The organism is Streptomyces sp. NBC_01446 (genome assembly GCF_026340095.1).
Taxonomy (GTDB): Bacteria; Actinomycetota; Actinomycetes; order Streptomycetales; family Streptomycetaceae; genus Streptomyces; species Streptomyces aureus.
The window spans coordinates 7181895-7199978 of record NZ_JAPEPO010000001.1 but is presented as its reverse complement, the minus strand read 5'-3'; the positions used below and the strand labels follow the sequence as shown (position 1 = coordinate 7199978).

Here is an 18084-nt window from a genome sequence, read left to right as displayed (position 1 = left end):
CCGCCGGGTCGTACTCCGCAGCCACCGTTGGTCATGTCCACCTTGTAGGAGATGAGGGAGAACGTGCCCCGGTTGATACGGATCTTCGCCGCGTCGTTCCAGCTCATCAGCTGATCACAGCCAGTTCGCGCCATCGGAAGCCACCATGAGTTTCACCACCCCGCCGCGCCCACTCGATGTGACCGCACTCATTCCTCAACTGGCCCCACTGGCACGTAAGGCGACGCGGTTGCACCCCCGACCCGGATCGCCGTCCCTGCACGACAGCTCCGTCGGCGGGCCGCTGCTGTGGCCCGCCGACGAGCCTTGGCCTCATTGCGAAGGGCCTCACGACAGCAGCGCGGCAAGCGGCGTGACGCACTCTCCGGACGACATCCGGCTTCTGCGTCGCATCCGTGCGGCAGCGGCCGAGCAGCGGCTCCGCGACCCCGAGGCGCCCACGATCACGCCCGAGGAACTGGAGACGGAGAAGGAGCTCAGCATGGGCCGCCCGTGGTTCGACGGCCCGATCCCCATGCTGCCCGTGGCCCAGCTCTACACCCGCGACGTCCCTCTCCCGAGCAGCCCGCCCGGAGCCGATCTCCTCCAGGTCCTGTGGTGCCCCTTCGACCACTCGGCGGCACACCCCCGAACCGCCCTCTTCTGGCGTTCCTCTGTCACCGTCACCGACTTCCTCGACGCCCCGCCCGAGCCGCCCGTGATCCAGGAGGGCTGGTACCTCCCGGAACCGTGCTTGCTCGCACCGGAGCAGATCACCGAGTACCCCAACCCCACGGAGCTGAGCAAGGAGCTGCAGGATCAGCTGGGCGACGCGAGCCGGTGGGAGACGGCCGGCTCTGGTGGGGCCACCAACTGTTGCGTAATTCGTCAGTGAATCTCAGCCTTTCTCATGTGTTATCTTGATTGCGTGAAGCTTTCCGAGTGGGCGGCGCGCAATGGCGTGCACTACCAGACCGCGTGGACGTGGGCGAAAGAGGGCCGTATGCCGGTCCCGGTGCGCCAGACGCCGTCCGGCACGTGGCTGGTCGACGAGCCCGCTTCGGAGGTGCCTGGCCGCGTCGTGGCGTACTGCCGAGTGTCGTCGGCGGACCAAAGGACGGACCTTGACCGGCAGGTGGCCCGCGTGGTCCAGGGGGCCACTGGTCTTGGCCTGCCGGTTGCAGAGGTCGTGACCGAGGTCGGCTCGGGACTGAACGGTCGTCGGCGCAAACTGCACCGGGTTCTGTCAGACCCGCAGGCGGTGGTGATCGTGGTTGAGCATCGAGACCGGCTGGCCCGGTTCGGCGTCGAGCACCTCGAAGCCGTCTTGTCCGCGTCTGGGCGTCGCCTGGTTGTCCTCGACCCCACCGAGAGTGCTGATGACCTGGTGCGCGACGTCACCGAAGTGCTGACGTCGATGTGCGCGCGCCTGTACGGGCGGCGGGGGGCGAAGAACCGGGCCGCCCGCGCGGTGGCCGTGGCGACCGGTGAGGCCGCCGAGTGAAGAAGTTCCGGCCGCAGCCCGGGTTCGTGGTTAAGGCGTACCGGTTCGCCCTGGACCCGAACGCTGTCCAGGAGCGGGCACTGCACTCGCACTGCGGTGCGGCACGGGCCGCCTACAACTGGGCGGTTGCCTGGATCGAGGCGTCGTGGTGGCAGCGCAAGGCCGAATCCACCTACGGCATCCCGCAGGAGCAGTTGACCGAGTGGCGGCCGTGGTCGCTGCCCGCGCTGCGCAAGGCGTTCAACGCGGCCAAGCACACCGACCCGAGGTTCGCCGCCTGGTGGCAGGACAACTCCAAAGAGGCGTACAACACCGGCCTGGCGAACGCCGCCGCTGCGTTCGACAACTACGCCAGGTCCAGGCAGGGCCAGCGCCGTGGCCGCGCGATGGGAATCCCGCGTTTCAAGTCGAAGCGGAAGGCGCGCCCCTCCTGCCGGTTCACCACCGGCACCATCCGTGCCGACGCCGACGGCCGGCACGTCACGCTGCCCCGGCTCGGCACACTGCGCACCCACGAGCCCACGGTGAAACTCCTCGCACGCATTCAGGCCGGGACGGCCCGGATCCTGTCGGCGACCGTCCGGCACGAGCGCGGGCGCTGGTTCGTGTCGTTGCAGACCGAGGTGAAGCGCGACCTGGTGCGCGTCGCCCGGCCCGGCGTGGCGATCGGCATCGACCTCGGTGTGAAGACCCTCGCGGCGATGGCCGACAGTGCCAAAGAGATCCGCGAAGTGGCCAATCCGAGGCACCTGGACACTGCGCTGAAGCAGTTGCGCCACGCCTCTCGCACGGTCTCCCGACGCCAGGGACCCGACCGGCGTATGGGGCACAAGCCCTCGAAGCGGTGGGAGAAGGCCAACGCCGCCCGCAATCGGGTTCACCACCGGGTGGCGAACCTCCGCGCCGACGCCCTGCACAAGCTCACCACGAGCATTGCGGCCGAGTACGGCACCGTCGTCGTCGAAGACCTCAACGTCGCCGGCATGCTCCGCAACCGGCGCCTGGCCCGCCGGATCGCCGACGCCGGGTTCGGCGAGATCCGCCGCCAGGTCGAGTACAAGACCCGCCAGCGCCACGCCACCCACCTCGTGGTCGCCGACCGCTGGTACCCATCCTCCAAGACCTGTTCCGAGTGCGGCGCAGTGAAAGCCAAGCTGCCGCTGCACGTTCGAACCTACATATGCGACGCCTGCGGCCTGGTCATCGACCGGGACGAAAACGCCGCACTCAACCTCGCAGCCCTCGCGGCAGCCGCAGTAACTGGTACCGGAGTGGCCGGAGACCAGGACACCGCCCCGGCGGCGTCGAAGCCTCGTGGAGCCGACCGTAAGACCCGCGCCACCCGTCCCGGCCGCACGGCCAGGACGGGGCGGGCAGGTGGCGCAACCCTGCCGCACCAGTGGCAGACGGAAACGAGAGACCGTCCCCAAGCCGAAGCCTTCACGCTTTGGCGACGTGACGGACCTTCCGGGCAGAAATGCCCGGAATGCTGAGAGCTACTGACGCTCTGAGCAACGGTCTCCTATGACCGCAACGTCTCCGAAGGAGACTCCCCGAACTGCTGGCGGTACGTGAGTGAGAAGCGGCCTGGGTGCAAGAAGCCCCAGCGGGATGCGACGGCGGTGACGGTCGTGACACCCGGGTCGGAGGTCAGGAGTTCCTTGCGTACGCGGTCCAGGCGGACCTCGCGCAGGTACGCGAGCGGTGTCGTGTCGAGGTGCCGGCGGAAGCCTTCCTGGAGGGCCCGCACGCCGACGCCGGCACATTCCGCGATCTCAGCGACCGTGAGCGGCTCGGCGGCGTGACCCTCGATGATCTCCATGGCACGGCGGACCGCGGGCGGCGCGACGCGCGGCTGCTCGCCGAGCAGCGCCGGCGTGTAATTGCTGGGCTGGGCCATCAACAGCTGGGTCATGAGGAGTGATTCAAGCTGTTGTGTCACGACGGGCCGGCCTGTCATGCCGTCCGGCCCCTCCGCCTCCCGGCGCATGAGGTCGACGATGTTGAGCCAGGAGCGGGAGCCCGGTGTGGTGAGGTCCATACCGAGCGAGAAGGAGATCGGGCGGCGCACGGTGCGGCCGAGCAGACTGCCCAGGTGTGATTCCAGGGATGATCGGTCGAACCACACGATCAGCTGCGGATTGCCACCGCCCCAGCGCATGTCCAGCTTTCCGGTCGGAGAAGGGACAGAAGCGAGTTCGGGGGAGGAAATGATCTCCTCGCGGCCGCAGGTGATTTCGGCGTAGCCGGCGAGCGGGATCTGGACAAGGAAGAAGCTCTCCAGGTCGCCCGGCGTGATCCGGACCTCCGCTCCGTAATCGAGGTAATACAGACCTGTCCGGTCAAAGGGTGCGCCGTGCAGCCGGGCGTCGAGCGTCGCCGAGCGCTGCATGATGCGCAACTCATGTGGACAGAAGGCGCGGCCGACCTCGGCCCGCGCCTCCCAAATGTCCGCTGTATGAAACCGCTGGCGATTTGCGAGGGGAGGCTCTTCAGCGGGCATGTAAACCTCCACCGCCGAGACGCGCGATCAGGACAGCAACCCGCGTGATCCGGATAGCAAAGATGATCTTTCCATACCAAGGTTGATCCCCGGCACCTCGAGAAGGAACCAGGGAATCAACGATGCAGGGAGTGCCGGGCCGGACTGCGCTCGTCACGGGAGCGGAGCCAGGCCCAGCGGACAGCCCGTCGCATGCGCGCCGCGCGTGCTACGCGCGACCTGCGCGGAGAGGGCCGCCGAGGCCGTACCCCCGCGCGTCGCGGCACCCTTGCCTCTGCCTCCCGGCTCACCGAGTCGGCCGGGCCGGGTCCCCCTACGGGTGACCCGGCCTCCCGCGGCTGCTCCCCGGCCCCCTCCGGGGGCAGCCGTATTCCACACGTGCGCCCCACTCATTGGCGCCGCCACCTTGCCGGAACGCTGTACCAGTGCACGGCACCGCCCCCAACCGCACAATCCGACACCCGGAGGTTCCCCCCATGCGCAAGATCACCATCGTCGGAGCCGGCCAGGCCGGCCTCCAGCTCGGTATCGGTCTGCTCGGCCATGGTTACGACGTCACCGTCGTGTCCAACCGCACCGGAGACCAGATCCGTGAGGGCCGGGTCATGTCCAGCCAGGCCATGTTCGGCACCGCGCTGGCCCACGAGCGCAGCCTCGGCCTCGACTTCTGGGGTGACGCCTGCCCGCCGATCGCCGGGCTCGGCGTGAACATCGCGGACGGCCAGGGCGGCCGGGCGCTCTCCTTCGACGCCCGCCTCGACGCCACCGCCCGCTCGGTCGATCAGCGCGTCAAAATGCCGATCTGGATGGGCGAGTTCGCGCGCCGCGGCGGCCGTCTGGTCATTCACGAGGCCGGCCTCGAGGACCTGGAGCGCTACGCCGCCGAGTCCGACCTGGTGATCGTCGCGGCGGGCAAGGGCGAGATCGCCGGACTGTTCCCGCGGGACGCCGAGCGTTCCCCGTACGACGCTCCGCAGCGCGCGCTGGCCCTGGCGTACGTCATCGGCATGGCGCCGCTGCCCCACCGCCCCGGCGTCAGCTTCAACGTCATCCCCGGTGTGGGCGAGTACTTCACCATGCCCAGCCTCGCCACCAGCGGCCCCTGCGACATCATGTTCTTCGAGGGCATCCCGGGTGGCCCGTTCGACTGCTTCGACGGACTCACCCCGGACCAGCAGCTGGCGAAGTCCCAGGAGCTGCTGCGGACGTACGTCCCGTGGGAGGCCGAGCGCTGCACCGATGCCGCGCTCACCGACCGGAACGGCACCCTCGCGGGCCGCTTCGCGCCGACCGTCCGCAAGCCCGTCGCCACGCTGCCCTCCGGCGCGCAGGTGCTCGGCCTCGCCGACGTCGTCGTCCTCAACGACCCGATAACCGGCCAGGGTTCCAACAACGCCTCGAAGTGCGCGGCCTCCTACCTCGCCACCATCCTGGACCACGGTGAGCGCCCGTACGACGCGGCGTTCATGGAGCTGGCCTTCGGCCGCTTCTGGGACAACGCGCAGTCCGCCACGACCTGGACCAACGCGATGCTCGGCGCCCCGCCGCAGCACGTCCTGGAGCTCTTCGGCGCGGCGAGCGTCAACTCCCGTATCGCCGCCCGCTTCGTCAACGGCTTCGACGACCCGCGCGACTTGTTCCACTGGTTCATGGACCCGGTCGCCGCGAAGAACTACCTGGCCGAGGTCAGTGCCTGAAGCTCCGTCGGGATCAGTCGGGCAGCGATCTGACAGAGCGTCAGCAGTACGTACGTAACGAGAGCGGGACAGCAGGACCATGAGAAGGATCGCGGTGATCGGCGCCGGGCAGGCGGGTGCCCAACTCGCTCTGGGACTACAGACGCACGGCTATGACGTCACCCTGGTCACCGACCGCAGCCCCGACGGGATACGTCGCGGCCCGGTCATGTCCAGTCAGTGCATGTTCGACACCGCGCTGCAGAGCGAGCGCGAACTCGGTCTGCACCACTGGGAGGACCGGGCCCCGGACATCACCGGCATCGCGCTCTCCCTCATCGGTCCGCACGGCACTCCGGAAGTCTCCTGGCGCGCGCCGCTGGATGGGCCCGCACACTCCGTCGACCAGCGGGTCAAGTGTGCCGCCTGGATGGAGCAGTTCGCGGACGGCGGCCGCGGCGAGATCGTGCTGCACGAGGTGGGCGTCAACGACCTCGAGTGGTACGCCCGTACGCACGATCTCGTCGTGGTCTCCACCGGCAAGGGCGAGCTGAGCCGCCTCTTCCCGCGCAACGCCGAACTCTCCCCGTACGACGGGCCGCGCCGTGCGCTGGCTCTGACGTACGTCACGGGAACGGCGCCGCGGGAGGGGGAGGCAAAGGGGGAGGCCGCCGTCCACTACCGCATGGTCCCCGGCGTCGGCGAATACTTCTCCTTCCCCGCCCTCACCACCACCGGGCCCTGCGACATCATGGTCTTCGAGGGCGTCCCCGGCGGCCCGATGGACTGCTGGGACGACATCGTCACCCCCGAAGCCCACCTCACCCGCTCGCTGGAAATCCTCCACCGGTTCTTCCCCGACGAGTACGAGCGCTGTCGGCACGCCCAACTCACCGACAACGGCGGCGTGTTGCGCGGCGGGGTCACCCCGACCGTGCGGCATCCCGTCGCCCGCCTCGCCTCCGGCCGGCACGTCCTCGGTATGGCCGACGCCGTCGTCCTCAACGACCCGATCACCGGCCAGGGTTCGAACAACGCGGCCCAGGCCGCCACCCACTACCTCGACAGCATCCTCCGCCATGGCACCGCCGAATTCACCCCGCAGTGGATGCAGCGCACCTTCGACAACTTCTGGCGCGGGTGGGCCCAATGGGCCGTCGGCTGGACCAACTCCCTCCTGACCGACCTGCGCCCGCACCACCGCGAACTCCTTTCCGCAGCGGCCGAAATCCCCTCGGTCGCCGGCGCTCTCGCCGCCGGATTCGACGACCCGCGCACCCTGTACCGCTGGTGGTTCGAGGAGGCCGAGGCGCACCGCTTCCTCGCCGAGAAGCGCGCCCAGCACGCCGCCCGCTTCGACGGCCGCGCACTGCGCCGCGCACTGGGCCAGTACGCCACCGGCGTGACCGTGGTGACGGCCCGCGCCCCCGACGGCCGCAACGTCGGGATGACCGCGAACTCGTTCACCTCCGTCTCCCTGGACCCGCCCCTCGTCCTGTGGTGCCCCGGCAAAAACGCCCCGAGCCTCCCGGACTTCACCGACGCCTCGCACTTCGCCGTCCACGTACTGGCCGCCGACCAGCACCACCTCTCCCGCCAGTTCGCCACCCCGGCCGACGACAAGTTCCGCGGCACCCCCACCACCCCCGGCATCGCCGGCACCCCCCTCCTGGACGGCGCCGTCGCCCGCTTCCAATGCCGCACCGTCCAACGCCTGGACGCCGGCGACCACATCATCTTCCTCGGCGAGGTCGAACAGTACGAGGCCGACGGCGGCACCCCTCTGGTGTTCCACTCGGGGTACTACCACGTGGCGACGAAGCATCCGGATCTGTGAACGCGTAAGCGGAACTGCGGCGCCCAGGGCCATGTCCGTCTGTCCGTCCGCCGGCCTGTCGCGGTTCAGGCCGCCGACTGCCGGCCGTGCACCTGGCAGGTGTCGAAGAGGCGGGGGCAGCTCGGCGAGGGTGGTCCGCGACCACGGAACCCCAGCCCCGCACCGCCGCTGAAAACGTGAACATCCTGACCGGCGGTTCTCACCCGGCTCTGACCTTTACCACGGCGGCGGCTTACCTCCGTGCGCAGGCGTGACGGACCCCGCCTGGCGGCCGTCGGCACGCCGGTTCCCGCCTCCCCGGGACCGGCCGCTGCCGTGGCGGCCCCGAGCAGCACGCCCAGGTGAGACGCACGCCCTCGACGCCGACCCGAAGGAGGGAGACATGGGTGACCGTGATGATTCCGACGACGCCCCGAGCGACCTGAGCGACCTGACCGACCCACTGCCTGAGAATGAGAATGAGGATGAGGATCCGAGTGGGCACATGTCGGTGACGTGGACACACAGCAGCACCCCGTCTACGCCTCCATCGTTCAGCGTTTAGCTCGATATCAGCTGCGGGCGGACTCCAGAGCGCCAGCCAGACTCGTTTGGTACGGCCGGACTTCAGACCTACAGTCGGCACCCGCATCAAGCAAGGAACGACAACCGAACCTGCCGACGAGCATTGTCCTTGTTGGTATCCGCGAAACTCCGTTAAGACAACTGTCAGCGTAGCCGTCGACACGCCCCTCGTAGGCGCGCTGACTAGCCAATGCAGGGGTGGGCGACGCCTATCGGTGGTTCGTCAATCCCAGCGGAAGCGGGGGTTGACGAACCACCGGTAGCCGTGTGATCGGCTGGTTCATCGATGCCGCAACAACCGCGGAGTTGGCCACCAACGCGCCGAGCATGGCGATCGGCGACAGCGTGGACACCGCGATGGTGGAGTCCTTCTGGGCCCGCGTCCAGGTGAAACCACTCGACCGCCGACGATGGCTCCCCCGGTTGGAGCTGTCCACCGCCCTCTTCGAGAACGTGCGACCGGAATCGCTCGCCTTCAGTCAGCAGCCCCTGGCCGAGGCGAGCGCCTCCGCTCCGGCGTATTCCGCGAGGGAACCCAACTCCGCCTCGATGCGCAGCAGGCGGTTCCACTTCGCGGTGCGCTCGGAGCGTGTGGTCGAGCCGACCTTGATCTGCCCGGTGCGCTAGCCGACGGCCACATCCGCGAGCCAGTCGTCCTCGGTCTCCCCGGACCGGGCGGACAGGACCGTGCCGTACCCCGCGGCGTGGGCGCGGGCGACGACGCCGCGCGCCGAGTCGAGGGTGCCGGTCTGGTTCGGCTTGACCAGTACGGCGTTGGCGACGCCCTGGGTGATGCCGCGATCGAGGCGGGCCAGGTCGGTGACGAAGAGGTCGTCGCCCAGCAGTTGCCGGCCGGCCAGACGCTTCGTCGCGAGGTTCCAGCCCTCCCAGTCGTCCTCGCCCAGGGCGTCCTCCAGCGAGACGATGGGGTAATGGGCGCACCAGTCGGCCAGTTCCTCCACCAGTTCGTCCGGGGTGAGCTCCCTGTCCTCGGCGGCGAGGCGGTAGCCGCCGTCGGCCTGCTGGAACTGGGTGGCTGCGATGTCGATGGCGATGCCGATGTCATGGCCAGGGCGCAGCCCAGCTCGTTCGACGCCCTCGATCAGAACGTCGAGCGCTGTGCGGTTGCTGGGCAGAAGGGGACCGAGGCCGCCTTCGTCCGCGACCAGGGCCACCGGGAGTCCGCGGCCGGCGAGGACCTCGGCTGTTCCGGCGCGTACGCGGGAGGCCCATTCGATGGCTTCGGTGAACGTCGTGGCGGCCAGGGGGACGGCGAGAAAGTCCTGCACGTCGATGGAGCGTCCCGCGTGCGCACCGCCCGAGATGATGTTGACCATGGGAAGCGGGAGCTGAGGGGCGGCACCGGCTTCAGCGACGGCTTCGTACAAGGGGATGCGCCGGGCGTCGGCGGCCTGCGCCGAGCAGCCGTGACTCAGCCTCGCGGTCCTGCGCCATGCAGCAGGGTGTCGATGACGAGCGTGGCCAGTGCGTCCGGGTCCTGCGCTGCTGGCTCCTGATCGGCGCCGGGTCTGTCAAGGGCTTCACCGAGGAGGGCGTAGTACACCTGCCGCGTCCACTCCAGGTCCGCGTTCGGAGCGAGCAGCCCCTCTCCCCGCGCACGGGCCAGGAGTTCCATGGTGTGCGCGTCGATCTCGACCCAGAGGGCGATCGCGGCGGGGGTGTGGGCCGTGGCGTGGCTGAGGGTGAAGCGCCAGGTGTTCTTGACCCGCAGTACGTTCGCGGTCACTCGGAACAGCGCCACGAGCGCGGGGGCGGAGCCGGGCCGGGCTTCCTCGATCGCGTCGATGATCTGCTGCTTCGCGGAGACCGCGAGCGCCTCCAGTAGCGCTTGCCGGTTCGCGAACCGGCGGTGGACGGTGATCCGCGTCAGCCCCGCCGCCTCGGCGATCTGCTCCATGGACGCGCCGGCGTCCTGGGCGAGGACCCGCTCGGCCGCCTCCAGAATCGCGCGCACACTGCGCTCGGCATCTGCCCGCAGTGCTCGGCCCATGTCTGTCTCCTGTCTGGTTCGCTACCCGGCTCCCTTGTAGAGGATACGTGAACGCTACGGTTACCTCATTAAGTGATTCTCCAATGTTGCAGGTCTGGATGTATTCGATACGCTAGTGGCACGGGTAAAGGATCGCTCCGCACCACTGAGCTTTTGCCGACCTGGCTGACGGCGAGACCAGTGCGAACGAAGACTCTTCGACAGTATGGAGATGGGTGACATGCCACTTAAGGGCGAGTACGAGCCGAGCGCGATGCAGTTGGTACGTGACCAGGTGGAGCTGTACGAAGGCTCCGGTGGCACGGAAGGCACGACGCTGAACGAGCTGATGGGTCCGGAGGCGGGGCGGGACCTGCCTGTCGTCATCCTGACCACCCTGGGCGCAAAGAGCGGCAAGATCCGCAAGTCCCCGGTCATGCGGGTGGAGCACGACGGCTCCTACGCCGTCGTCGCCTCCTTGGGAGGAGCTCCCAAGCACCCGGTCTGGTACCACAACGTGGTGGCCGACCCCCGGGTGGAGCTTCAGGACGGCCCGGTGCGCCAGGACATGGTGGCACGCGAGGTGACCGGCGACGAGAAGGCCGTCTGGTGGGCCCGCGCCGTCGAGGCGTTCCCGGACTATGCCGACTACCAGAAGAAGACGGACCGGGTGATCCCGGTCTTCGTCCTGGAGCCGGCGGCCGAGGAGCACTGACACGGCACGGCTGGCTCATATCCGAAGAGGGACCATGGCGCTCGCAGCGCCAGGTCCGCGTACGCACACGTGAGCTCAAGAGCGATCGTGCTAAGGGGGCACCACATGCCACCCCATGACAGCCTGTGCAGGTCAGAGGATTGCGGTGGCATGTTGAGGGTCAACCCCTGCCAACGACCCCGAAGTCGTCCGGGCGCGCGGTGGCCACACAGTGGCGCGCTGCGTGGGTCCTGCAACCTGGGCTTTTATAGGTGGCACGAAGGTTTTGAACGCTGCGCCGTGCGTGCCCGTCGGCCCGCATGAGGGCCGCACAGCGCGCGCTGTGCGGCCCTCGGCCTCTTTCGTCACGCCTGACGCCGGCTGGAGCCCGGGACGGACTTCAGCAGCTTGGCGCCTCGGGGGCTGGTCCGTGACGCCGGGGGCGAGGCCAAGCGCCTCGTGGCTCACATCGCCCGCTCGATGACCCAGCGGCGTCGCCCTCAGCGTTCGCTGGACTCGACGCCCTTGCGGGCGATGCCCCCCCGATCCACTTGCCGCGCAGTCAGAGCCCTGCCACCAACCCCGCCTGGCGACGGAAATCAACTCGCGAACCGCCCTCTCACACCGGCTGGGCGTGGTCAGCGTTCCGTTCGTGGAGCCCGCCGCCAAGCTGATCTCATGGCGACGTCCGAGAGACCGGTAGTGATCTATCCGCCCGACGAGAACGGCGGCCGGCGTCTGCGCGTTGACGGCTCGATCCTCGGTCGCGCATTCACGGTGCGGGACGTGGTGGCGTTCATGCAGGAAGCCGGGCTGCAGGAGTGGGACGAGATTGACGTCGTGCGGACCTCGCTCATCGACCGGCGCGGCGGTGGCCCGGACCATGCTGACGAAGCTCGGGATAGTGACGCCGGTGTTCGCGGCGCGTGTGATAGCGCAAATAGTCCTCGATGTCATCGCAGGGGTTGACCCTCAACATGCCACCGCAATCCTCTGACCTGCACAGGCTGTCATGGGGTGGCATGTGGTGCCCCCTTAGCACGATCGCTCTTGAGCTCACGTGTGCGTACGCGGACCTGGCGCTGCGAGCGCCATGGTCCCTCTTCGGATATGAGCCAGCCGTGCCGTGTCAGTGCTCCTCGGCCGCCGGCTCCAGGACGAAGACCGGGATCACCCGGTCCGTCTTCTTCTGGTAGTCGGCATAGTCCGGGAACGCCTCGACGGCGCGGGCCCACCAGACGGCCTTCTCGTCGCCGGTCACCTCGCCTGCCACCATGTCGAACAGTCTTCGTTTGCGCACAGCGAACATGGCGGACGCGATCATTCCTCGGTGCGATCAACACGCGTGATCGGCGGAACTCGCCTCACCACGATCACGCGACCGTCAGGAGCTTCACCTCTTCCCGCACTCGCCCCCACCACCAAACAAAGGCTCACTGCTACCTGCACAGCACCGTCGAGCACCTGGCCGGCCCGGAGTGGGAGTCCGTGACATGTTGCCGGGGCCGACGGCTCCCGCCCCCGGCGTACCGCCCGGGAAACGTGCCTCAGCTGCCCATTCCCAGCCGGGCGCCGCCGGCGACATCCAGGCTCAGGCCGGTCAGGTAACGGTTGGCCGGGTCGGTGAGGAAGGCGATGGTTGCCGCCACCTCCTCCGGCTCGGCGAACCGGCCCATCGGGATCTGCGCGGCCCGGGCCTGGCGGGCGCGACGGTCCCCCTCGGGGGCACCGCCGCCGGCGCGGGTGGCGAGCTGGTCCCACATGGCGGTGTTGACCGGGCCGGGGCACACACAGTTGACCGACACGTTGTCCGGGCCGAGTTCCAGAGCCAGCGACCAGCAGATGTTCAGCACGGCCGCCTTGCTGGCGTTGTACGGCACGTACGCGCGACGGGCCTCCTTCGCGGCGACCGAGGCCACCGCGACCATGGAGCCGGACCCCTGTTCCTTCATCACGAGGCCGACTTCGCGCAGTACGGAGAAGGCGCCCGTGGCGTTGATCGCCATGACCCGGGCGAACTCGGAGCTCGGGGTGGTGAGGAGGTCCGGCTCGTTGCCGAGGATTCCGGCGGCGTGCACCAGGACGTCGATCGCCCCGTACTCCGCCCGGATCCCGGTCACGGTGTCGCGTACCGACTGCTCGTCGGTGACGTCGAGTTCACGGAAGTCCGCGAGCCCCTTCGGGCGGCTGTCGGGTGCCGTGCGGTCGCAGCCGATGACCGTCGCGCCCGCTGCGTGCAGTCGTTCGGCGGTGGCGGCTCCGATGCCTCCGCTGGATCCGGTGACCAGTGCGATCTGGGACGGGGCGGTCATGGCGTGTCCTCCGTGGGTGCGGTGAGATTCCTGGATGAAGTGCTGTGCTCGGCGTCGGATGCCGCAGCAGGGGGCGTGGTGGCAGTGGTGTGGGTGCCTGCGCTGCCTGTCTCGGGGAGGGTGAAGTAGACGATGAGGCAGAGCAGGACGATGGCCGTCATGTAGACCGCTACGCCCATGGGGTGTCCCGCCTCGATGAAGGCGCTCGCGATGAGCGGGGCCGTCCCGCCGAGGGCCGCAATGACGATCTGGTGGGCCACTCCGATGCCGGACACTCGGACGGAAGCGGGGAACAGTTCGGCCTGGATCGTCGGGTAGACCCCCTGCCAGATCGCCAGGACCACCCAACCGGAGACGGTCACCGTCACGTAGACACCGAATCCGGGGTGCTGCAGCAACAGCAGCAGCGGATAGAAGAGCACCACCATGCCGATCGCCCCGATGATGGGGAAGGGCTTGCGCCGACCGATGCGGTCGGACAGGGCGCCGCACAGCGGCACGATGATCACCAGCAGGCCGAGACCGATGGCGTTCCCGGCCAGGGCGGAGTCCAGGTCACGGCCGGTGGTCAGGTGCGCATAGGTGGGCAGGAAGGTGGCCCACGTGTAGTAGGCGACTGCCGGGGCCGACAGCGCCGCGGTCTGCAGCAGCGCCTTGGGGTGCCTGCGCAGCAGTTCCCGCAGGCGCAGGGTCTCAGGCTTCTTGTCGGTGTCGGACTCCTCGACGGCGGCCTCGAACTCGGGGGATTCGTCGGCGCGCGAGCGCAGCAACAGACCCACCACGCCGAGGACGCCACCGATGGCGAACGGGATGCGCCAGCCCCACGTCTCCAGGTCATGGGTGCTCAGCGTCGCGGTGACAACCGCCCCCATGCCGGTGGCGGCCAGCGTCGCCAGGCCGCTGGCCATGTTCGACAACGAGCCGAACAGGCCGCGCCGGTCGGTCGAGCCGTTCTCCACCATGTAGGCGATGGCGCTCTGCATCTCGCTGCCGGCCGAGATGCCCTGCAGTACGCGGGCGAGCAGGAACAGCAGCGGCGCCGCGTAGCCGATGGCGGAGAACGGCGGGGTGAGCGCGAGGATCAGGCTGCCCGCGGCCATGCCGCCGATGGTGGTGGCCATGACGACACGGCGGCCGTAGCGGTCGGCCAGCGGGGAGATGATGATGCCGCTCAGCGGCCGCACCACGAACCCGACCGCGTAGGTCAGCAGGGCGCCGATCAGCGACATTGCCGGGCTGCTGCCGGGAAAGATCTGACTTGAGAAGACGGCGGCCAGGAGGCCGTAGATGTACCAGTCGTACCACTCGATGAAGTGGCCGATGGTGCCCGCCAGGATATTCAACGTCCTTCCGCGGGGCGGGACTTCCGGGTTGCCGGTGGCGGAGGGGTGTTCCGGTGAGGCTGTTCTTGGTGCGTTCGCCATTGAGCGCTCCTCAGTACGGTGAGGGATGGGGGCTGTGCGAACAGTCGGCGGTCTGGGCGCCGCGGACCAGGGGGTTCCGGTCGCCGCCGTCGGCGGTTTCGGAAGCCTTCTTCGAAAATTGATGCCGGCCGATGCCGGGGAATGCCGGCCGCGATGAGGGGGCCGGTCGGGCTCGCGCGGAGGGTCAGCGCGTCGCGTGACTGGACCAGGTGCGGCCCTCCTGCTCCTTCACGGGGAGACCGGCGGCCAGCAGGATCTGATCGAGGAGTGCCTGTGTGCGAGCGGCCTCCCGACCCGATGTCAGCGGTGTGTCACGGTCTCGTACGCGGTCGAGGAAGTGGTGAACGGCGGCCGCGAACCCGAAGGTGTTCGTCGCCGTGGCCCAGCCGAAGGCCTCGGGGCTCATCGAGCGCACGGTGCTCACGCCGTCCCGGGTGAGGGTCACCGTGTCCGGGGCCACCACCTCGGCCGAGCGCTCCGCACCGTAGGCGTCGAGCTTTTCCGCCCACGCGCCGGCGGTCCTCGCCGCGGTCAGGACGCCGGTGCCACCACCGGCGAACCGGACCAGGGCGGAGATGCCGTCCTCCTGCCAGGGGTCGTCTCCGGCGGCGTGGGCCGAGACATCGACCGGTTCACCCGGGCAGAACCAGCGCAGCAGGTCCACCATGTGGATGGCGTTCTCGAAGGTCGCGCGGTACTCACTGCCGCGACGGTTCTTCTGCGCGACGCAGAAGTCGGCGCCGGTGTCCCCGAATTGCTCACGAGCGGCTGCGTAGGACGGCGCGAACCTCCGGTTGAACCCGACCATCAGCACGCGCTCGCGCTCGTCGGCGAGGTCGGCGAGCCGCTCCGCGTCGCTGGTTGCGGTCGCGAGGGGCTTTTCGCAGAAGACGTCGACGTTCGCCTCCAACGCGCGGCTCACACCGGCGAAATGCTCCGACCTCGGGGTCAGGACGAACAGCGCGTCCAGGTCGCGTTCGAGGGCCTGCTCGATGGTCGGGACGGCAGTGGCGAAGCCCCAGCGGCGGACCAGTTCGGACGGATCCTCTCGCCGGGACACCAGGGCATCGAGGACGACATCGTCCCGCGCCACCAAGGTGGGCAACTGCGCGATGTGCGCGATGTTCCCGGCGCCGACCACACCGACGCGCAGCGGGGCCGGGCTCATCGGGACACCTCCGCGGGCGTGCGGGTGGCGGCCTCGTCGAGGAGCGAGCGCAGTACGCGGGCGGAGCGGGCGAAGCCCTCCGCCGGGGCCGGCAGGTCCTGCGGGTGCCAGCGGTATTCGTACTCAAGGCTGATCACGTCGTCGTATCCGTGCTGCTTGACCGCTTTCAGGATGTCCGCCCAGGGCACGATGCCGTCGCCGACGACGCGGGAGCGCACGGCCCGCTCGTCCGCCTTCACCCGGGCCGTCTCGGACGCGACGAAGGGGGCGTCCGGGTCGGTGAAGACGAGGTCCTTCACGTGGACGTGCCCGATCAGGTCGCCCTGCTCCCGCAGTGCTTCCGGCCATGCCTCGTCGTGCGTGAAGGTGAGGTTCGCCTGGTCGTAGAGCACCCGGACGGCTGGCGAGTCGACCTCGCGTATCAGCCGGGCGGTCTCCTTGGCCGACTGCGTCATGGTGCCGAAGTGGTTCTCCACGCACAGGCGTACTCCGGTGTCGGCGGCGAGCGGCGCCAGCTCCGAGAGGCTCGCGCGCAGGCGCTCCCAGTGTCCGGCGTGATCGGTTCGATCCGCTCCCCAGGAACCCGCGTACACGCGGATCCGGGTGGCGCCCACGCGATGGGCGCAGTCGATGGCCGACCGCAGTTCGTCGAGCGCGGCCCGTCGCTGCGCCGGGTCCTCGTGGTTGATTCCCGTGGTGTACGGAGCGAGCCCCACCACCGGTACGCCGAGATCGTCCGCCACGCGGGCCGCCTCGGCCGCGGCGGCGTCGTCCCCGACCGGCAGTCCGCTGCGGTAGTCGTTCTGGTAGATGACCTCCGCTCCCTCCAGACCGGCGGCGGCGAAGAGCTCCAGCGCCTCGGGGAGGGTCTGCTCCGGTGTGCCGAGGGTGTGGCCAATGATGCGCACTACAGGTCCTTTCCGGTTCGGGAGGGGTCGGCCCAGTCGGCGGGGCCGACCAACGGGGGCGGGTTGTGGACGCGGGACCGGTCGACCAGCTCGATCAGCAGGCCCCAGGGCGCCCGGAGATAGGTCCACCGGTTGCCCGCAACCAGCGGGCTGTCGGGGCCGACCTCCTTGGTTCCGCCCAGAACGTCGGCGCCGTGCGACCGGAGATGCTCGACGGCCGCGTCGACGTCGTCCACGGTGAAGCACAGGTGGTGGCCACCGGGATCGCAGTGGCGCGGGTAGTCGCGGCGCTGGTCCGTGCTCCACCACTGGAACAGCTCCACGTTGAGGTTGGGCGGCATGCGCAGCATGGAGAGTTCCAGGCGCGCGTCGGCCGGGACCTCGAAGTGTTCGGGCATGAAGTGGGCGTCGGGCCCGCGCGTCGAGCGGTAGAGCTCCTCGGCGCCCAGCGCGTCGACGAAGAAGGCAACTGCTTCGCCCAGGTCGGGCACCGTGAAGGCGACATGGTCGACGTATTGAAATCCTGCGGGCCGGCTCATCGGGGCACCTCCGCGGTCGAGTCACGGATCAGCAGGTCGGGGGCGAGCACGACATGTGCCGTCTCCCCGTCCTTGAGGAGTTTCTCGGCGAGGTCGATGGCGATCACTCCCATGTCGGCGATGGGCTGGCGGATGGTGGTCAGCCGGGGATTGAACCGGGCGCCGAACTCCAGGCCGTCGAAGCCCATCACCGACACCTCGCTCGGGACGGACACACCTCGCACGCCCAGAGCGGAGATGAGGTCGAACGCGACCATGTCGTTGGCCGCGATGACCGCTGTCGGACGCTCCTCGGCCGTCATCCGCACGAGACGCTCGGCGGCCCGCTCACCCACGTCGGGCCCGGTACCCGCGTCCAGGATCATCGCCGGCATGTCCAGCTCCGCGGCCAGCCCCTCGTAGGCGGCCAAGCGGTCCCTGGACGTGTACGCCCCGGAGATACCGGACACGTAGGCGATGCGCCGGTGTCCCAGGCCCCGCAAGTGGTCCACGGCGAGGGCGATCCCTTCGGCGCTGTCCACCGTCACGGTCGGCACCTGTGCCTGCTCGACCCGGTCGACGACCACGACCTTGCTGCCGAGCGCGACGTTCTGCAGCTCGTCGAGGTCCACGCTGGTCGACGGTGCGACGATCCCGAAGGGCGCGTACATCTCCTGCAGGGATGTCAGATACGCATTGGTCTGGGCGACCTCGCCGCCGGTCACGCACAACACCAACTGATAGCCCCGGTCGGCCGCCGCGGCGGCCATGGTCCTCGCCAGCTCGCCGTAAAAGGGGTTGGTGATGTCCGGGACGATCAGCGGGACGAGCTTGCTCGCACGGCGGCGCAGTGCCTGGGCCAGCGGGTTCACCCGGTAACCGAGGCTCTCCGCCACCTCCAGGACATGTTTGCGGGTCGCCGCGTTCACGGCTTCCGGCCGGGAGAATGCGCGGGAAACCGTGGAGCGATGGACACCCGCTCGGGCGGCGACGTCGTCGATACTCAC

General features: G+C 69.2%; 14 protein-coding genes and 3 pseudogenes. 7 read left to right on the top strand and 10 right to left on the bottom strand.

The window, feature by feature from the left end:
* Positions 1-145: 145 nt before the first annotated feature.
* The 3 genes and pseudogenes from OG456_RS32470 to tnpB form a co-directional block, all read left to right on the top strand.
* Positions 146-838 (top strand): annotated as a pseudogene (locus OG456_RS32470) (hypothetical protein); the annotation flags it as partial.
* Between the two features lie 69 nt (positions 839-907).
* A complete protein-coding gene (locus tag OG456_RS32465) occupies positions 908-1483 on the top strand; it encodes an IS607 family transposase (RefSeq protein WP_266567244.1) in 576 nt (191 codons plus the stop codon).
* Complete coding sequence (gene tnpB / locus OG456_RS32460) at positions 1480-2976, top strand: IS607 family element RNA-guided endonuclease TnpB (RefSeq protein ID WP_266567242.1); 1497 nt, start codon at positions 1480-1482, stop codon at positions 2974-2976. Before OG456_RS32465 ends, tnpB begins: the two co-directional genes overlap by 4 nt.
* Before the next feature lie 29 nt (positions 2977-3005).
* On the opposite strand, the gene OG456_RS32455 is transcribed toward tnpB, so the two are convergent.
* Positions 3006-3986 carry an AraC family transcriptional regulator gene (locus OG456_RS32455; protein ID WP_266567240.1) on the bottom strand — a complete coding sequence of 327 codons (981 nt, stop codon included), beginning with the start codon at positions 3984-3986 and terminating at the stop codon, positions 3006-3008.
* Between the two features lie 476 nt (positions 3987-4462).
* On the opposite strand from OG456_RS32455, the gene OG456_RS32450 reads away from it, so the two are divergent.
* Entirely contained in the window at positions 4463-5683 is a 1221-nt protein-coding gene (locus OG456_RS32450) for a styrene monooxygenase/indole monooxygenase family protein (RefSeq protein ID WP_266567238.1), read from the top strand.
* Positions 5684-5762: 79 nt separating this feature from the next.
* The gene (locus OG456_RS32445) at positions 5763-7499 is read left to right on the top strand and encodes a flavin reductase (RefSeq protein WP_266567236.1); all 1737 of its coding nucleotides are present in this window, start codon (positions 5763-5765) and stop codon (positions 7497-7499) included.
* Positions 7500-8542: 1043 nt separating this feature from the next.
* Here OG456_RS32445 and OG456_RS32440 read toward each other — a convergent pair.
* Positions 8543-9400, bottom strand: a pseudogene (locus OG456_RS32440) (hypothetical protein).
* A gap of 95 nt (positions 9401-9495) precedes the next feature.
* A complete protein-coding gene (locus OG456_RS32435; protein ID WP_266567234.1) occupies positions 9496-10074 on the bottom strand; it encodes a TetR/AcrR family transcriptional regulator in 579 nt (192 codons plus the stop codon).
* Positions 10075-10294: 220 nt separating this feature from the next.
* On the opposite strand from OG456_RS32435, the gene OG456_RS32430 reads away from it, so the two are divergent.
* Positions 10295-10768 (top strand): nitroreductase family deazaflavin-dependent oxidoreductase, encoded by a 474-nt coding sequence (locus OG456_RS32430; RefSeq protein WP_266569505.1) that lies wholly within the window; start codon positions 10295-10297, stop codon positions 10766-10768.
* 657 nt (positions 10769-11425) lie between these two features.
* A complete protein-coding gene (locus tag OG456_RS32425; protein WP_323136369.1) occupies positions 11426-11716 on the top strand; it encodes a hypothetical protein in 291 nt (96 codons plus the stop codon).
* A gap of 160 nt (positions 11717-11876) precedes the next feature.
* Here OG456_RS32425 and OG456_RS32420 read toward each other — a convergent pair.
* From OG456_RS32420 to OG456_RS32390, 7 genes and pseudogenes are all read right to left on the bottom strand, one after another.
* A pseudogene (locus OG456_RS32420) lies at positions 11877-12038 on the bottom strand (nitroreductase/quinone reductase family protein); the annotation flags it as partial.
* A 256-nt stretch (positions 12039-12294) separates the two neighbouring features.
* Complete coding sequence (locus tag OG456_RS32415; protein ID WP_266567232.1) at positions 12295-13059, bottom strand: SDR family NAD(P)-dependent oxidoreductase; 765 nt, start codon at positions 13057-13059, stop codon at positions 12295-12297.
* The gene (locus OG456_RS32410) at positions 13056-14483 is read right to left on the bottom strand and encodes an MFS transporter (protein WP_266567230.1); all 1428 of its coding nucleotides are present in this window, start codon (positions 14481-14483) and stop codon (positions 13056-13058) included. The genes OG456_RS32415 and OG456_RS32410 overlap by 4 nt, the downstream gene beginning before the upstream one ends.
* 184 nt (positions 14484-14667) lie before the next feature.
* Positions 14668-15651, bottom strand: a complete 984-nt coding sequence (locus OG456_RS32405; RefSeq protein ID WP_266567228.1) for a Gfo/Idh/MocA family protein — start codon at positions 15649-15651, stop codon at positions 14668-14670.
* The gene (locus tag OG456_RS32400) at positions 15648-16559 is read right to left on the bottom strand and encodes a sugar phosphate isomerase/epimerase (RefSeq protein WP_266567226.1); all 912 of its coding nucleotides are present in this window, start codon (positions 16557-16559) and stop codon (positions 15648-15650) included. Before OG456_RS32400 ends, OG456_RS32405 begins: the two co-directional genes overlap by 4 nt.
* Entirely contained in the window at positions 16559-17098 is a 540-nt protein-coding gene (locus OG456_RS32395; protein ID WP_266567224.1) for a VOC family protein, read from the bottom strand. The genes OG456_RS32400 and OG456_RS32395 overlap by 1 nt, the downstream gene beginning before the upstream one ends.
* Complete coding sequence (locus OG456_RS32390; protein WP_266569504.1) at positions 17095-18084, bottom strand: LacI family DNA-binding transcriptional regulator; 990 nt, start codon at positions 18082-18084, stop codon at positions 17095-17097. The genes OG456_RS32395 and OG456_RS32390 overlap by 4 nt, the downstream gene beginning before the upstream one ends.